Source organism: Rhizobium sp. BR 315, assembly GCF_050577975.1.
GTDB lineage: Bacteria > Pseudomonadota > Alphaproteobacteria > Rhizobiales > Rhizobiaceae > Rhizobium > Rhizobium miluonense.
The window spans coordinates 55,551-68,066 of the sequence record NZ_JARWKZ010000020.1 but is presented as its reverse complement, the minus strand read 5'-3'; the positions used below and the strand labels follow the sequence as shown (position 1 = coordinate 68,066).

Here is a 12,516-nt window from a genome sequence, read left to right as displayed (position 1 = left end):
TAAGCAACCGTTGTGCAAAAATTAAAGCCCTGGATGTGCATATGGATTGGGACGATGTCCGCATGTTTCTCGCTGTGGCCCGCACGGGGCAGATTCTCGCCGCCTCCAAACGGCTCGGCGTCAACCACGCCACCCTCTCCCGCCGCGTGACGACGCTCGAGGAGCGCCTGAAGACGCGGTTGCTCGTGCGCCGCACCAATGGCTGCGACCTGACAGCGGAAGGCGAGATCTTCCTGCATGCCGCAGAGCGCATGGAAACCGAAATGCTGCGCGCGCAGGCAAGCGTCGGTCATCTCGACAGCGCCATCACAGGCACGGTGCGTATCGGCGCGCCCGACGGGTTTGGCGTCTCCTTTCTTGCCCCAAGGCTGGGGCGACTGATCGCCCGCTATCCCGAGCTGCGCATCCAGCTCGTGCCCGTTCCCCGCTCCTTTTCGCTGTCGCAGCGCGAAGCCGATATCGCCATCACGCTGGAACGCCCCGAGCAGGGCCGCCTGGTTTCATCGAAGCTGACGGACTACACGCTCGGCCTTTATGCCTCGAAAGCTTATCTGGAGCAGGCCGGATTGCCTGACAGCGTCGAGGCGCTGAAGCTGCATCCGCGCGTCGGCTACGTCGAAGATCTCATCTTCACGGCCTCGCTGAATTTTTCCGGCGAGATCATGCGCAGCTGGGACGCCTCGTTCGAGATCTCCACCTCCATCGGCCAGACGGAAGCCGTCCGCTCCGGCGCTGGCATCGGCATCCTGCACGACTATATTGCCAGACAATTTCCGGAGCTGACCCGCATCCTGCCCGATGTCTCCATCAAGCGCGCCTACTGGACGACTTATCACGAGAGCGCCCGCGATCTCGTGCGCGTGCGCACTGTCGCCGACTTTCTGCAGGAGCTGGTCAGCGAAGAACGGCGGATGTTTTTCTAGGCATTTTTGCCCATCCTATCTGTTTCGGCGGCTCGTCGTTTTCATCCGGGTTGGGAACGGGAAACTCGTCCGGCAGCCCATCCGGCCGCAGTTCCTCGATCGGCGGCTTCCGCATGCGGGCAAACCTGGCCGTCATCCGCCGCTCACACGCTTGGCCATTCTCCCTCTAATGCTGGACAAAGGGCGAGCGAAGCCTAGTATTTCAGACAGAGATCAGGGAGCCAGGACGATGAGCGACAAGAAGCAGCAGAAGCTCAACGAAAAAGAGCACAAGGAGCAGGACGACTATCTGGAGGAAGCGCTGGAAGAGACCTTTCCCGCCAGCGACCCGATTTCGCCCGGCCATGTGTCGAAGAAGCCCCAAGACAAGAAATAGGGATCAAAGCCAAGGACATCGGCAGCTGGAGGGTGATAGCGTCCTGCTGCATATCAAAGCGGTGTTGCGGCTTGCCACAAAGAATCAAGGCTCGCCATGCTTGTCAAAGATCGGCATGTAGCATAATGGTTGCACATCAAACAAACGAGGGAGGTGCGCAGATGTTCGAAACGTATGAATCAGCCGCACACTCCGGCAGCGGGCTTGGCCTCAAGCGCTAGGCCTTACCGGACCAACGCACATCGGAACCGCATAGCAACTCTGTTTTTCAACGCGCGGCTAAAGTCTGCGTGATGGTTGCTGTATGTCTTCCGACCCAACCTTCCTCTCGAATATAGGGGCGCCGTTCGAGCGCCATTCGAAAAAATGCATCCAAAACAGAACCAGCAGCTTCACGCTGCAAACCTTGCCGCCGTTACCCTTGAACACGTTGCGCGCGAAGACTGCCAGCAGGTGCTCTTATTGCGCCCGCATGATTACCAGACATCCTATCTGGCCAGTAACGAGGAATCGCTTGAAGAAGCGGAGGAGAATCCTGCCTGCGTTCCTCTCATCATCCGAGCCGCAGGCGAGCCGGTGGGATTCGCCATGTACGCGCTCGATGAAGATGACGGGAACTATTGGATCTATCGCCTCATGATCGACGGCCGCTTCCAGGGTCGTGGATATGGTCGAGCTGCGCTGATCCAGATCGTCAAGCTGCTATCGGAAATCCCCGGATGCCCATGTGTCGTACTTGGCGTGCATCCCGAGAACGAAAAGGCTCGCCGGCTTTATGAGCATGTCGGATTTCGGATGACCGACGACGTCATAGGTGGCGAGCTCGTTATGAAGTACGACTTCCAGAAATAGGCTGGAATGGCCGGGGTGCGTGTAGCGACCCTCGGCCATTTCCGTTCGCATTTTTTTCAGGCGGTCATTGTGTCCGCCTCTGAAGACAGAAGAGCGGCCAGAGCATTTCCGCTTTTCTTCGAATCGCGAAAACGCTCTATCTTCTTGTTTCCTTACGCATTCCGGACGGAAAACCGCTGCGCACTTTTCCTGGAAATGCTCTAAATTCAGCCAAGCCAATAGAGCGACATACAGGCGACCACCAACGCCGCGTAGGTAAGCAGCTCTTTCCAAGGTCGCCAGGGCGCTGACTGAATGGCATAGGACATGATTTTAAGTGGGGAGCGAGGCTCCGGCGCATCGTGTTCACGGGATACAGGCGCATGGAAGGCATGGAAATAGAGCTGGATCAGGGTTCCGCCAGCCAAAAGACCGCCGAGGAAGGTGATGGGCTCGGCGCTGCGCACCAATAGCGCGATCGACATGGCGATCGCAATGACGAGCGATGCGATGTCGGAGCCGCTGGTCGCGTAGGCGCGTCCGGCATAGGCCTTGTCGAGAAGCTTGCGCCTAGCGGCGTAGCTCAGCACGAAGAAGAAAGCGAACTTGATCAGCGCATACAGGCCGAAGGCACTTACAAAGACGGTGATCGCCGTGTCAAAGATAGGATGTGACATTACTGGCATCTCCCAATTACGATACACTTATGTATCGTAATTGGGAGATTGGCAAGTGGAGTGGCAATTTTGAGTGGCGGCAGGCCCCGGGATGAGACGATCGATCAGGAGTTACAGGCGACGGCCCTAGCCTTGTTTGCGGAAGGCGGGCTGGCGGCGGTGAGCTTCGATCAGGTCGCAAAACGGGCCGGCGTCAGCCGCACGGCGCTGTATCGCCGCTGGGCCACGCGTGAGGCCCTGGTGACCTCCGCACTGCTGGGATATCGGGCCAGAGCCGAGAGCGGACTTGAAGATTGGGCAAGTCGACCGCTTGGCGAGATTCTTGAGATTTTCGTGGATCAGACGGCGGCGGCTTTTTCCGATCCCTTCGCCCGCAATCTCCTGCGCCAGCTCTTCGCACTGAGTGACCAGGAAGCGGAGATCAAGCACCTCTACTGGTCGACAATCGTGGAGCCGCGGCGAAAGGCCTTCAGCCTTATCATTCGGCAGGCCCAGCAAAACCACGAGATCGACCAAAGCCTAGACCCCGAACTCATGCAGGATTTGCTTAGCGGTGCCATCTCCTATCGGCTCCTGGCCTATCCCGGCGATGATCATGCCATGGATGCCAAAGCCTATGTCACGGCCGTACTCCGCGCTGCGGGCTTCCCCATTCAACTGCGATGAATTCCATCATTCAGACCGAACGGCGGTCTTGTGCCCGACGCGGCGACTTTAATGTCGCTTAGATCAGAATGACCTCAGATATTTACGGGGAATTGAATGGTACGGTTGGGGGGTCTCGAACCTCCGACCTCAGGTGCCACAAACCTGCGCTCTAACCAACTGAGCTACAACCGCACATGCTCGCGTCGCCGCGAACGGGGGTGACATACGAGGACTTTGAAATTATTTCAAGTCCTATCTCCCCGCAATATAAAAAAGCTTTGCAGATATCCAAATGAAGATGCGCCGCGGGATACGGATCAAAGCACGCACATCCCACGCCCGGAACGAAAAGTCCCGCCCCCAGGCTCTAAGCTGGAGGCGGGACATTCGTACCTTGAGAGGCGTATTTCGAAAAGATTAGGCCTTGAAGGAAGTCATTGCCTTTTCAGCGGCGTCCTTGGCCGGCTTTACCAGCTTTTCGGCAACCTTCTTGGTGGTTTCCTGAATGGACTTGGCCTGCTCTACGGTGACTTCGGCCTGCTTGCGGATGAAAGCGGTCTGAAGTTCGAAGAGTTCGGCGACCGACTTGACGCGAAGCAGAGCTTCCATATGCGCCAGCGAGCTTTCGGCGTTGGTGCGCAGAACGTCGATGGCCTTGAGGCCGATTTCGACAGAGCCGGCCTGTGCGGTCTGTACGGTTGCTTCAACCGTCTTGCCGGCTTCCTCGGTCGCGGTCTTCAGCTTGGCGAAAGCTTCCTTGGACTGGGCCGCGCCCTTTTCCGCAAAGTCGCGGAAGGATTCGGAGAGCTTGGACGGATCGAATGCAGCCGTTGAAAAAACGTCGTCTTTCTTTACAGTAGCCATGATTACGCTCCTATGTGGGCCCTCTCGGAGGCGCCCTTCGTGAACCTGTGTGAGGCTTATATAATATAAAGATTTGTGCAGTGCAACATATTTTTTGCATCGCACAACACGTTAACCTTTCCGGCCGAAAGATCGGGCCTTTGCTGGACCCGAATGCGGGTCGCGGTTATTAATAAACCGTTAAACACGAGAGGCGGTCACGCCCGCAAAACAGGTTGGAATATGCCCGCAATTCAATATCCGTTCATTGACATTGCCGTGCATCCGCGCGTTCGGGAGCGCTTTGCCCGCGGCGAGGCCATGGTCATGTTTTCGACCGGGATGGATCGCGTATTGTGGGCCAATGGCGCCGGCGCCAACCTCTTCGGCTATGACGTCATCTACGATTTCCTCGACCAGGGGCCGAAGCCCGGCGACGTTTCGTTCCGCCAGATCGAGGCGACGGCGCGCGGCCTTGGCACGGTCGGCGATCAGCGCACATTCCTCATCCGCATGGCCTCCGGATTCCAGCGTTCTGTGGTAAACGCAGCGGTCGAGCGCATCCGCATCCAGGCAGGCGAAGAAGCGATCCTGTTTTCCTCGCCGGTCTCATCCAAACCGATGGCCACCTCCGAATGCGCCAAGCGCATGATCGACGGATTCGACGATCCCGACACGCATATGGCCGTCATCGGCCGCGATGGCGAAATCGTCGCGGCGTCCGAGCGTTTCCGCATGCTCGACATCACGCCGCAGACGGCACGAATGCTGACGACCATGGCCGGCGCGCAGTCGGACCGGCTGATCAAGCGGCCGATCTCGACCGGTCGCGGCTACCTGCCCGCCGCCATCGGCAAGCTCTCGGAAATACCGGCGCTGCATCTGCTGTTCGTCGTCGAGACGGTCCTTGGCCATCTCGATCCGACGGAAAGCCTTGCAGATGAGGCAGCGCCCGCCGCCGCCGAACCGCAGGCGGAAGAGACCCGGGCAGAGCTCGAAGCGGCAGCCGCCGACGAAACACCGCAACCCGCACCGTCCGCACCCTTCAGCGATGTCATCGATGCCGTCGCCCATATCGAGGAGCTGGACGAGACGACGGAATATAGTGCGGATGAGGAGCCCGATGCGACGCCGATTAGCCATGAGGCAGGCGAGCATGTACCAATTCCGACTTTGATGGATGCTCCCAATGATGCTGCGGTTGAAGAAGCCACGCCTGTTGAAGAGCAAGAGGCGGAGACCGCGGCGGCTGGCGAAGAACACCTCGCCAATGCTCACATGGAAGCAAGCCCGGAACAAATCCAATCTGAAGCCGTCTCTGCCGATAGCACTGATGGCGAAGGCTTCCTCTTCAAGCGCAACGGCCGTGCGACCCGGTTCGTATGGAAGATCGATGCTGCTGGCCGCTTCAGCGAGGTTTCGCGCGAATTCGCCGATGCTGTGGGACCACATGCGGCGCAAATTGCAGGCAATGCCTTCGCGGATGTCGCCGCGCGCTTCAATCTCGATCCGGATGGCAAGATCACGGAACTGCTGGCACGGCGCGACACCTGGTCGGGCCGGACGATCTATTGGCCGGTGGAGGGCACGGGCCTGATGGTACCGGTCGACCTGGCTGCCCTGCCGACCTATACCCGCAGCCGCGAATTCGACGGCTTCAGAGGCTTCGGCGTCGTCCGCCTGGCGGATGCCATCGAAGATCCGATGAAGCGCGGCATGACGCTGGACGCGCAGGAAAGCTGGGATGCCGAAGCCACGACTAGCGACCAGGCGGGCGAAGCGGAAGCAGCCGCGAGCGACCAGCACAGCTCCGAGCCGGACGATTCCGCCGCAGCGGGAAGCAACGAGCAAGCAACCACCAAAGACGCTCCCACTGCAAGCGCGGAACCGCCCGCCTTGCATATCGTCGAGACGCCGAACCGCCGGCAAACAGACAAGATCATCCGTCTGCACGAACATCGGACATTGGCGCAGGCAAGCCTTTCGCTCAGCGAACAAGCGGCCTTCCGGGAAATCGCCCGGCAGCTCGAACCTTTTGGCAAGCGCACGGAGCCGCCTGTCGAGCAACCCACGGCAGAACCCGCCGAAAGACATGTCGATGCCGCCCCGCAAGCAAATGCGGCCGACGAAATTCTTTCCGACACGAGCGAAACGGCGATCGGAAACGACGACGCCGACACCAGGCAGGAAAACGCGGCGTCGAATACCGACGCCTCTCCATCCGAGCCCGTTGCTGAGCCTTCCCAGGTGCAGGAGGCGAGCGGCGAAGCAGTCGCGGATGCCGGTTCTCCTTTTGAGGCGACGGTCTCCTCCGCCGAGCCGGAAGAGGATTTCGATCCTATCGATGTGCTCAACACCGCCATTCCGCCGCGCGTGAAGATGCGCACGGGGCTGTCGTCCGATATCATCGATCAGCTGCCGCTCGCCATCCTCGTCCACGCCGGCGACCGGCTGATCCACGGCAATCCGGAATTCCTGCGACTGACTGGCTATGAGAACCTGCCGGATCTCGAGCAGGTCGGTGGGCTGGATGCGCTGCTGCAGCGCAACGATCTGGAAGGCAAGACCGAACAGCCGGGCACGATGATGGTGGTGCGCGCCGACGATGCGCTGGTGCCGGTCACCGCGCGGCTGCAATCGATCCGCTGGGAAGACGGCACAGCCCTGATGCTGGCGCTGATGCCCGTGGAGAAGAGCGAGCCGCCTGCCCCGCCGCCACAACCTGTCTCCGAGGAAGGGCGGCCCGAACGCATCCTCGAAAAGGTCGGCAAGCTGCAGGTGGAGATAGAGGAACTGCGCTCGACGCTGGAAACGGCGACCGACGGTGTGATCATCGTCGGCCAGGATGGCGAGATCCGCTCGATGAACCGCTCGGCAAGCGCGCTCTTCAACTATGACGACCAGGAGATCCGCGGCAAACCCTTCGTCATGCTGTTTGCGCATGAAAGCCAGAAGGCGGTGCTCGATTATCTCGGCGGCCTCTCCGGCCATGGCGTTGCCAGCGTGCTCAACGACGGCCGCGAAGTGATCGGTCGGGAGGCGTCCGGGGGCTTCCTGCCGCTGTTCATGACCATGGGTCAGCTCAACTCCTCCAACGGCTATTGCGCCGTGATCCGCGACATCACGCAATGGAAGCGGACCGAGGAGGAGCTGCGCAACGCCAAGCGCGCCGCCGAAACCGCCAATGCCCACAAGACGGATTTTCTCGCTCGCGTCAGCCACGAGATCCGCACGCCGCTCAACGCCATCATCGGTTTCTCCGACATGATGGCCGGCGAACGCTTCGGGCCGATCGGCCATTCGCGTTACATCGAATATGCGACCGATATCGGCCGCTCCGGACGGCATGTGCTCGATATCGTCAACGACCTGCTTGATATCTCCAAGATCGAAGCCGGCGAGATGGATCTGGATTTCGCATCCGTCGGCCTCAACGAGGCGATTACGGAGGCCGTGTCGCTGGTGCAGCCGCAGGCCAACAGCCAGCGTGTCATCATCCGCACGGCGCTGTCGCAGGCCGTGCCGAATGTCGTCGCCGACCTGCGCTCGATCAAGCAGATCGCACTCAACATCCTCTCGAACGCCATCCGCTTCACGCCGTCGGGCGGCCAGATCGTGGTGTCCACGTCCTATGAAGGTAATGGCAGTGTCGTCCTGCGCATCAGAGATACCGGCGTCGGCATGACGCGCTCGGAACTCGAGCAGGCGATGAAACCCTTCCGGCAGGTCTCGACCAATTCCCGCAAGCGCGGCGACGGCACCGGCCTCGGCCTGCCGCTGACCAAGGCGATGGTCGACGCCAACCGCGCAACCTTCTCGATCAACTCCGCGCCGAACGAGGGCACGCTGGTGGAAGTCACCTTCCCGTCGCCGCGGGTGCTGGCGAACTAAGGGACGTTTTCGGTTCGGCAGCATCCGCTGCCGGGCGCTCGCCCACGGTCGCCAACTCTCAGAACCAGAGATCACGCACGCATTTTCCGTCCGACGGAAGATCTTCGAACGTGTCCAGACCATCGAAGCGATCGATGGGCAGGTCATAGACGAGATCCGGCGGCGCAAGCCGCAGATTGACCGCCATGCGCCGGCGGCCATCCTTTTCCAGATGCAGGCCGCGCCAGCTTAAGACGCAGGCGCAGGTTGGGCAGAACAATATTTCGAGAGACGGCTCCTTCTCGGCGGCCCGCGTGTAAGACGCGGTTGGCCCGCTGAGCAAGATCCGCTCCCCTTCATAGTCATAGGCCCATAGCGCACCGTAGCGTCGGCAGAGCGTGCAGTTGCAGGCCGTGATCGAGCCCGGATCGCCCGTAAGGGTCCAACTTGTCCTGCCGCAATGACATGAGCCGATCAGCATGAATGTAGAATGCAATCCTCTGCCTGTTCGAGAATGGCATTCTGCTTCAGCTGCGTGACATCTGCAAATGAGGCTCTCCCGAAGACGACACGCCACGAGGAGAGCCTCTCTCAGATCGCAGCCAAACCGCTGGGTACAGGCGCCACTAGGTCCGACAGGGGCAGTATCCCCTGCCGGACGGCTGCCCGCCCGGCATCTTCCTTTCAGAGGCAAAGCCGGCCATGCCGCTTAGGCGCGCTTGGGCAAGACCAGATCGCCGACCGTGTAGGTGTGGAACTCGCTCTTCGAGACGGTGTCCAGTTTCCGGAATTTTTCGACGAAATGCGGATCGGAAAAGAACTCGCCGACATTGCCGGCATCCTGGATGGCCTCGATGTTGACGACCGTCTGACCATCCGAGCTTTTCGCAAGGCTGCTCCAGAGGAAGCCTTCCTTTCGTTCCGCGACGTAATGCACAACATCCTGAATGATGGCGAAGGCTTCCTCCTGCTTTCCGGGATGAGCGTGGATGACGTTGACGATAAAGGTCGTAGGAGCGGGAGAACCCGCAAAGCTGGCGATATGTTTCGTTTCCATGAGTCTCTCCATCTGAAGCTCGCGCTGTTCAGCCGCGGCGACCTCTGGATATCCGGCGAGAGATAGCGGATAAAGTAGCCTGTATTCTCAACATATCGGATAAAAATTCCAGAATAGGCAGACATGGATAAGCTTGGAACGCTCGGCATCTTTATCCAGGTCGCCGAGGTCGGGAGTTTCGTCGCGGCCGGACATCGCCTCGGCATTTCAGGTTCCGCCGTGGGCAAAGCCATTGGCCGCCTCGAGGACGAGTTGGGCGTGCGATTGTTCAATCGCTCGACCCGCAGCATGGCCCTGACAGAAGAAGGCAGCTTTTTCCTGGAGACGTGTCGGCGCATTCAATCGGAATATGAGGAAGCGCAGTCCAAGCTATCCAGCTCGCAGGCCGTGCCGCGCGGACAGCTGCGCGTGAGCCTTCCTCTGGCCGGCATGCTGCTGATGCCGACATTATCGGCCTTCATGACGGCTTATCCGGAGATCAATCTCGATCTCGATTTCACGGATCGCCTCGTCGATGTCATCGAAGAAGGGTTCGACGCCGTCATCCGCACGGGCGAGGTCAGAGACACCCGCCTGATGAGCCGCAAGCTCGGCACCTTCAAGTACAAGGTCGTCGCCTCGCCGGACTATCTCAAGGCTCATGGCCATCCGAAGGTTCCGGAGGATCTGCTCCGGCATCGCTGCCTTCACCACCGCTTCGCAAACTCGGGAAGGCTCGAGCCATGGCCATTGGTTCGCGAAGAGGGCGAGATGAAGCTCGACCTGCCGGTGACCACCGTTGCAAGCACGCTGGAACCACTGATCTACCTTGCGGAGCGCTCCTTCGGAATCACATGCCTTCCCCCGTTTGCGGTGGCGTCGGAGATCGCACAAGGGAAACTGGTTTCGCTGCTGACCGACTATCTGGCCGATACGGGAACATTTCGCGTCCTCTGGCCGACCAATCGGTATCTATCGCCAAAGGTTCGCGCCTTCGTGGATCATATGGCCGCGAACCTCTTCGCCGAATGATGGCGCATGATACAGCGCTGGACCCAGGCTTTAGCTAACGTATGGCGGGCACTTTCGATCGCAGAAAATCCCGGTCGGTTGCCGAGAGCATTTCAACGGGGAGCGTCAGGAACTGGCTCGGAGCGGTAAATATCATCCGATGGGCCGGACGCTCCCAAATCTCGGTCACAGTTGACCATGGGATTGTCGCCGATCCCAGATCGGACACGACGTCAAATCCCTTGTCGCGAAATGTGAATTTGCCTGGATATTGAAACCTCAGATCGCAGAGCCGCGCCTTCTTGCGAGCGCGGCGTTGAGATCATTCGCCTCGTGACTTCGCACCCTTGCGAGCGGCCCGGGAATTGGGTTTGCCGCCCTTGGGGGGACCATCGTTCTTGGTGAAGCTCGGCTTGCCTGGTTTCTTTGCCCAGGGCTTCTTATCGGAGCGTTCGGAAATGCCGCCCTCGCCCGCCTGTGTCCGTTCCGGTTTGCGATCGGATTTCCACTTCGGCTTGCCGCCCTCCTGCGAGCGGGGTCCCTTGTCGGCGAAGGGCTTCTTTTTCTCGAAAGCCCCTTCGCGCTTTGCTTGCGAAAAATCCGGCACGCCGGCGAGCGGCTTGACGCGGATGCCGCGTTCCAGCGTCTTGTCCGGGCCGATGGCGGAGAGGAAGCGCTCGGCACCTTCCTGTGAAAACTCGACGAAGGTTTCCTCCGGCTGCATCTTGATGGCGCCGATGTCGCGCTTGGTCAGGTTGCCGTTGCGGCAGAGCATCGGGATCAGCCAGCGCGGCTCGGCATTCTGCTTGCGCCCCACAGAGAGCGACACCCAGACGCCATCGGTGAAATCGTTCCGTCCGCCAGATGGGCCATCATCGCGGGGAGTGACCGGGAAATCATCCCGGCGAGGCTTCCTGCGCTCGCCCTCCGCCGGCACATCCTGCAGATCTTCGGGCGCGGAGTGGCCGGCCCGGTACTGCCGCAGGAATGCGGCGGCAACCTGCTCGGCGCCGTGGCGCTCCAGCAGTTGCTGGACGATGGACTTTTCGTCTTCGGCAAGCGCGGCCGTGAAGACCGGATCGGCGAGAAGACGTTCGTCGTCACGCTGGCTCACTTCGTCGGCAGACGGCGGCTTTGCCCAGGTAGCGCGAATGCGGGCGGCTTCCAGCAGGCGCTCGGTGCGGCGGCGGGCGCTGAGCGGCACGATGAGGGCGCTGACGCCCTTGTTGCCGGCGCGACCGGTGCGGCCGCTGCGATGAAGCAGCGTGTCCGGATTGGTCGGCAAGTCCGCATGGACGACCAGCTCCAGACCCGGTAGATCGATGCCGCGAGCCGCGACATCAGTTGCGATGCAGACGCGGGCACGGCCATCGCGCATGGCCTGAAGAGCGTGGGTGCGCTCGTTCTGGCTGAGCTCGCCCGACAGAGCGACGACCGAAAAGCCGCGATTGTTGAACCGCGCCGTCAGATGATTGACGGCAGCGCGCGTCGAGCAGAAGACGATGGCGTTGCGCGCCTCATAATAGCGCAGCACGTTGATGATGGCGTTTTCCTTGTCGCTCGGCACCACGGTCAGCGCGCGATAGTCGATATCGACATGCTGCTTGGCTTCGGAAGCGGTGGCGATGCGAACGGCATCGCGCTGGTAGTTTTCGGCGAGCTTGGCGATGGAGCGCGGCACGGTCGCGGAGAACATCAAGGTGCGGCGCTCGGAGGGCGAGGCTTCCAGAATGAATTCCAGATCCTCGCGGAAACCGAGATCGAGCATTTCGTCGGCCTCATCGAGCACGACGGCGCGCAATTGCGAAATATCGAGCGAATTGCGGCGGATGTGATCGCAGAGACGGCCGGGCGTGCCGACGACGATGTGAGCGCCGCGCTCGAGCGTCCGCCGTTCCGTGCGCATATCCATGCCGCCGACGCAGGAAGCGATCGTCGCGCCGGTCAGCCCGTAGAGCCATTCCAGCTCGCGCTGCACCTGAAGCGCCAGTTCGCGGGTCGGCGCGATCGCCAAGGCCAGAGGTGCACCGGCCGGACCGAAGCGCTCCGAACCATCGAGCAGTCCGGGCGCCAGCGCCAGGCCGAAGGCAACCGTCTTGCCCGAGCCAGTCTGCGCCGACACGAGGGCATCCTTCCCGGCAAGGCCGGGATCGAGCATGGCTTTCTGTACCGGCGTCAGCGTTTCATAACCGCGCTTCGCCAAAGCCTGGGCAATCGCAGGAACGATGCCTTCGAATTCAGTCATAGTCTGTCTTTCGGAATTCTTCGCCCGCCAAAAGGCGGCGATCATCGTGGCCCGCA

Annotated in this window: 12 protein-coding genes and 1 tRNA gene; 6 read left to right on the top strand and 7 right to left on the bottom strand. The window is 60.6% G+C overall.

Annotated features, from left to right (window positions below; genetic code table 11):
- Positions 1–41 precede the first annotated feature (41 nt).
- The 3 genes from QD409_RS19585 to QD409_RS19575 all read left to right on the top strand — a co-directional run bounded on the left by QD409_RS19585 (position 42) and on the right by QD409_RS19575 (position 2,151).
- Positions 42–923 carry a LysR family transcriptional regulator gene (locus tag QD409_RS19585; RefSeq protein ID WP_092851206.1) on the top strand — a complete coding sequence of 294 codons (882 nt, stop codon included), beginning with the start codon at positions 42–44 and terminating at the stop codon, positions 921–923.
- A 229-nt stretch (positions 924–1,152) separates the two neighbouring features.
- On the top strand, positions 1,153–1,299 hold the full coding sequence (locus QD409_RS19580) for a hypothetical protein (RefSeq protein WP_167667998.1): 147 nt from the start codon (positions 1,153–1,155) through the stop codon (positions 1,297–1,299).
- Between the two features lie 366 nt (positions 1,300–1,665).
- Positions 1,666–2,151 carry a GNAT family N-acetyltransferase gene (locus QD409_RS19575; RefSeq protein ID WP_092851208.1) on the top strand — a complete coding sequence of 162 codons (486 nt, stop codon included), beginning with the start codon at positions 1,666–1,668 and terminating at the stop codon, positions 2,149–2,151.
- 206 nt (positions 2,152–2,357) lie between these two features.
- On the opposite strand, the gene QD409_RS19570 is transcribed toward QD409_RS19575, so the two are convergent.
- Positions 2,358–2,807, bottom strand: a complete 450-nt coding sequence (locus tag QD409_RS19570; protein WP_092851212.1) for a hypothetical protein — start codon at positions 2,805–2,807, stop codon at positions 2,358–2,360.
- A gap of 69 nt (positions 2,808–2,876) precedes the next feature.
- On the opposite strand from QD409_RS19570, the gene QD409_RS19565 reads away from it, so the two are divergent.
- On the top strand, positions 2,877–3,473 hold the full coding sequence (locus QD409_RS19565) for a TetR/AcrR family transcriptional regulator (protein WP_139115068.1): 597 nt from the start codon (positions 2,877–2,879) through the stop codon (positions 3,471–3,473).
- Between the two features lie 97 nt (positions 3,474–3,570).
- On the opposite strand, the gene QD409_RS19560 is transcribed toward QD409_RS19565, so the two are convergent.
- Together QD409_RS19560 and QD409_RS19555 are read right to left on the bottom strand one after the other, a co-directional pair.
- Positions 3,571–3,647 (bottom strand) — tRNA-His (locus QD409_RS19560).
- Between the two features lie 225 nt (positions 3,648–3,872).
- Positions 3,873–4,319 carry a phasin gene (locus QD409_RS19555; RefSeq protein WP_092851221.1) on the bottom strand — a complete coding sequence of 149 codons (447 nt, stop codon included), beginning with the start codon at positions 4,317–4,319 and terminating at the stop codon, positions 3,873–3,875.
- A 222-nt stretch (positions 4,320–4,541) separates the two neighbouring features.
- Between QD409_RS19555 and QD409_RS19550 the strand changes: the two genes are divergently transcribed.
- Positions 4,542–8,189 carry an ATP-binding protein gene (locus QD409_RS19550; protein ID WP_092851227.1) on the top strand — a complete coding sequence of 1,216 codons (3,648 nt, stop codon included), beginning with the start codon at positions 4,542–4,544 and terminating at the stop codon, positions 8,187–8,189.
- A 58-nt stretch (positions 8,190–8,247) separates the two neighbouring features.
- On the opposite strand, the gene QD409_RS19545 is transcribed toward QD409_RS19550, so the two are convergent.
- A complete protein-coding gene (locus QD409_RS19545; RefSeq protein WP_092851230.1) occupies positions 8,248–8,649 on the bottom strand; it encodes a GFA family protein in 402 nt (133 codons plus the stop codon).
- 228 nt (positions 8,650–8,877) lie between these two features.
- Complete coding sequence (locus tag QD409_RS19540; protein WP_167668000.1) at positions 8,878–9,225, bottom strand: antibiotic biosynthesis monooxygenase; 348 nt, start codon at positions 9,223–9,225, stop codon at positions 8,878–8,880.
- 123 nt (positions 9,226–9,348) lie between these two features.
- Here QD409_RS19540 and QD409_RS19535 point away from each other — a divergent pair, with 123 nt between their 5' ends.
- Positions 9,349–10,236 carry a LysR family transcriptional regulator gene (locus QD409_RS19535; RefSeq protein WP_092851234.1) on the top strand — a complete coding sequence of 296 codons (888 nt, stop codon included), beginning with the start codon at positions 9,349–9,351 and terminating at the stop codon, positions 10,234–10,236.
- 34 nt (positions 10,237–10,270) lie between these two features.
- Here the strand turns inward: QD409_RS19535 and QD409_RS19530 are convergent, their stop codons facing one another.
- Positions 10,271–10,498 carry a YcxB family protein gene (locus tag QD409_RS19530; RefSeq protein WP_092851237.1) on the bottom strand — a complete coding sequence of 76 codons (228 nt, stop codon included), beginning with the start codon at positions 10,496–10,498 and terminating at the stop codon, positions 10,271–10,273.
- Positions 10,499–10,537: 39 nt separating this feature from the next.
- On the bottom strand, positions 10,538–12,460 hold the full coding sequence (locus tag QD409_RS19525; protein WP_092851364.1) for a DEAD/DEAH box helicase: 1,923 nt from the start codon (positions 12,458–12,460) through the stop codon (positions 10,538–10,540).
- Between the last annotated feature and the right edge of the window lie 56 nt (positions 12,461–12,516).

Excerpts from the sequence above, each read along its gene's own strand:
- QD409_RS19550 (WP_092851227.1), top strand. The coding sequence starts at position 4,542 with ATGCCCGCAATTCAATATCCGTTCATTGACATTGCCGTGCATCCGCGC.
- QD409_RS19540 (WP_167668000.1), bottom strand. The coding sequence starts at position 9,225 with ATGGAAACGAAACATATCGCCAGCTTTGCGGGTTCTCCCGCTCCTACG.
- QD409_RS19585 (WP_092851206.1), top strand. The coding sequence starts at position 42 with ATGGATTGGGACGATGTCCGCATGTTTCTCGCTGTGGCCCGCACGGGG.
- QD409_RS19525 (WP_092851364.1), bottom strand. The coding sequence starts at position 12,460 with ATGACTGAATTCGAAGGCATCGTTCCTGCGATTGCCCAGGCTTTGGCG.
- QD409_RS19575 (WP_092851208.1), top strand. The coding sequence starts at position 1,666 with ATGCATCCAAAACAGAACCAGCAGCTTCACGCTGCAAACCTTGCCGCC.
- QD409_RS19535 (WP_092851234.1), top strand. The coding sequence starts at position 9,349 with ATGGATAAGCTTGGAACGCTCGGCATCTTTATCCAGGTCGCCGAGGTC.
- QD409_RS19555 (WP_092851221.1), bottom strand. The coding sequence starts at position 4,319 with ATGGCTACTGTAAAGAAAGACGACGTTTTTTCAACGGCTGCATTCGAT.
- QD409_RS19545 (WP_092851230.1), bottom strand. The coding sequence starts at position 8,649 with ATGCTGATCGGCTCATGTCATTGCGGCAGGACAAGTTGGACCCTTACG.
- QD409_RS19570 (WP_092851212.1), bottom strand. The coding sequence starts at position 2,807 with ATGTCACATCCTATCTTTGACACGGCGATCACCGTCTTTGTAAGTGCC.
- QD409_RS19580 (WP_167667998.1), top strand. The coding sequence starts at position 1,153 with ATGAGCGACAAGAAGCAGCAGAAGCTCAACGAAAAAGAGCACAAGGAG.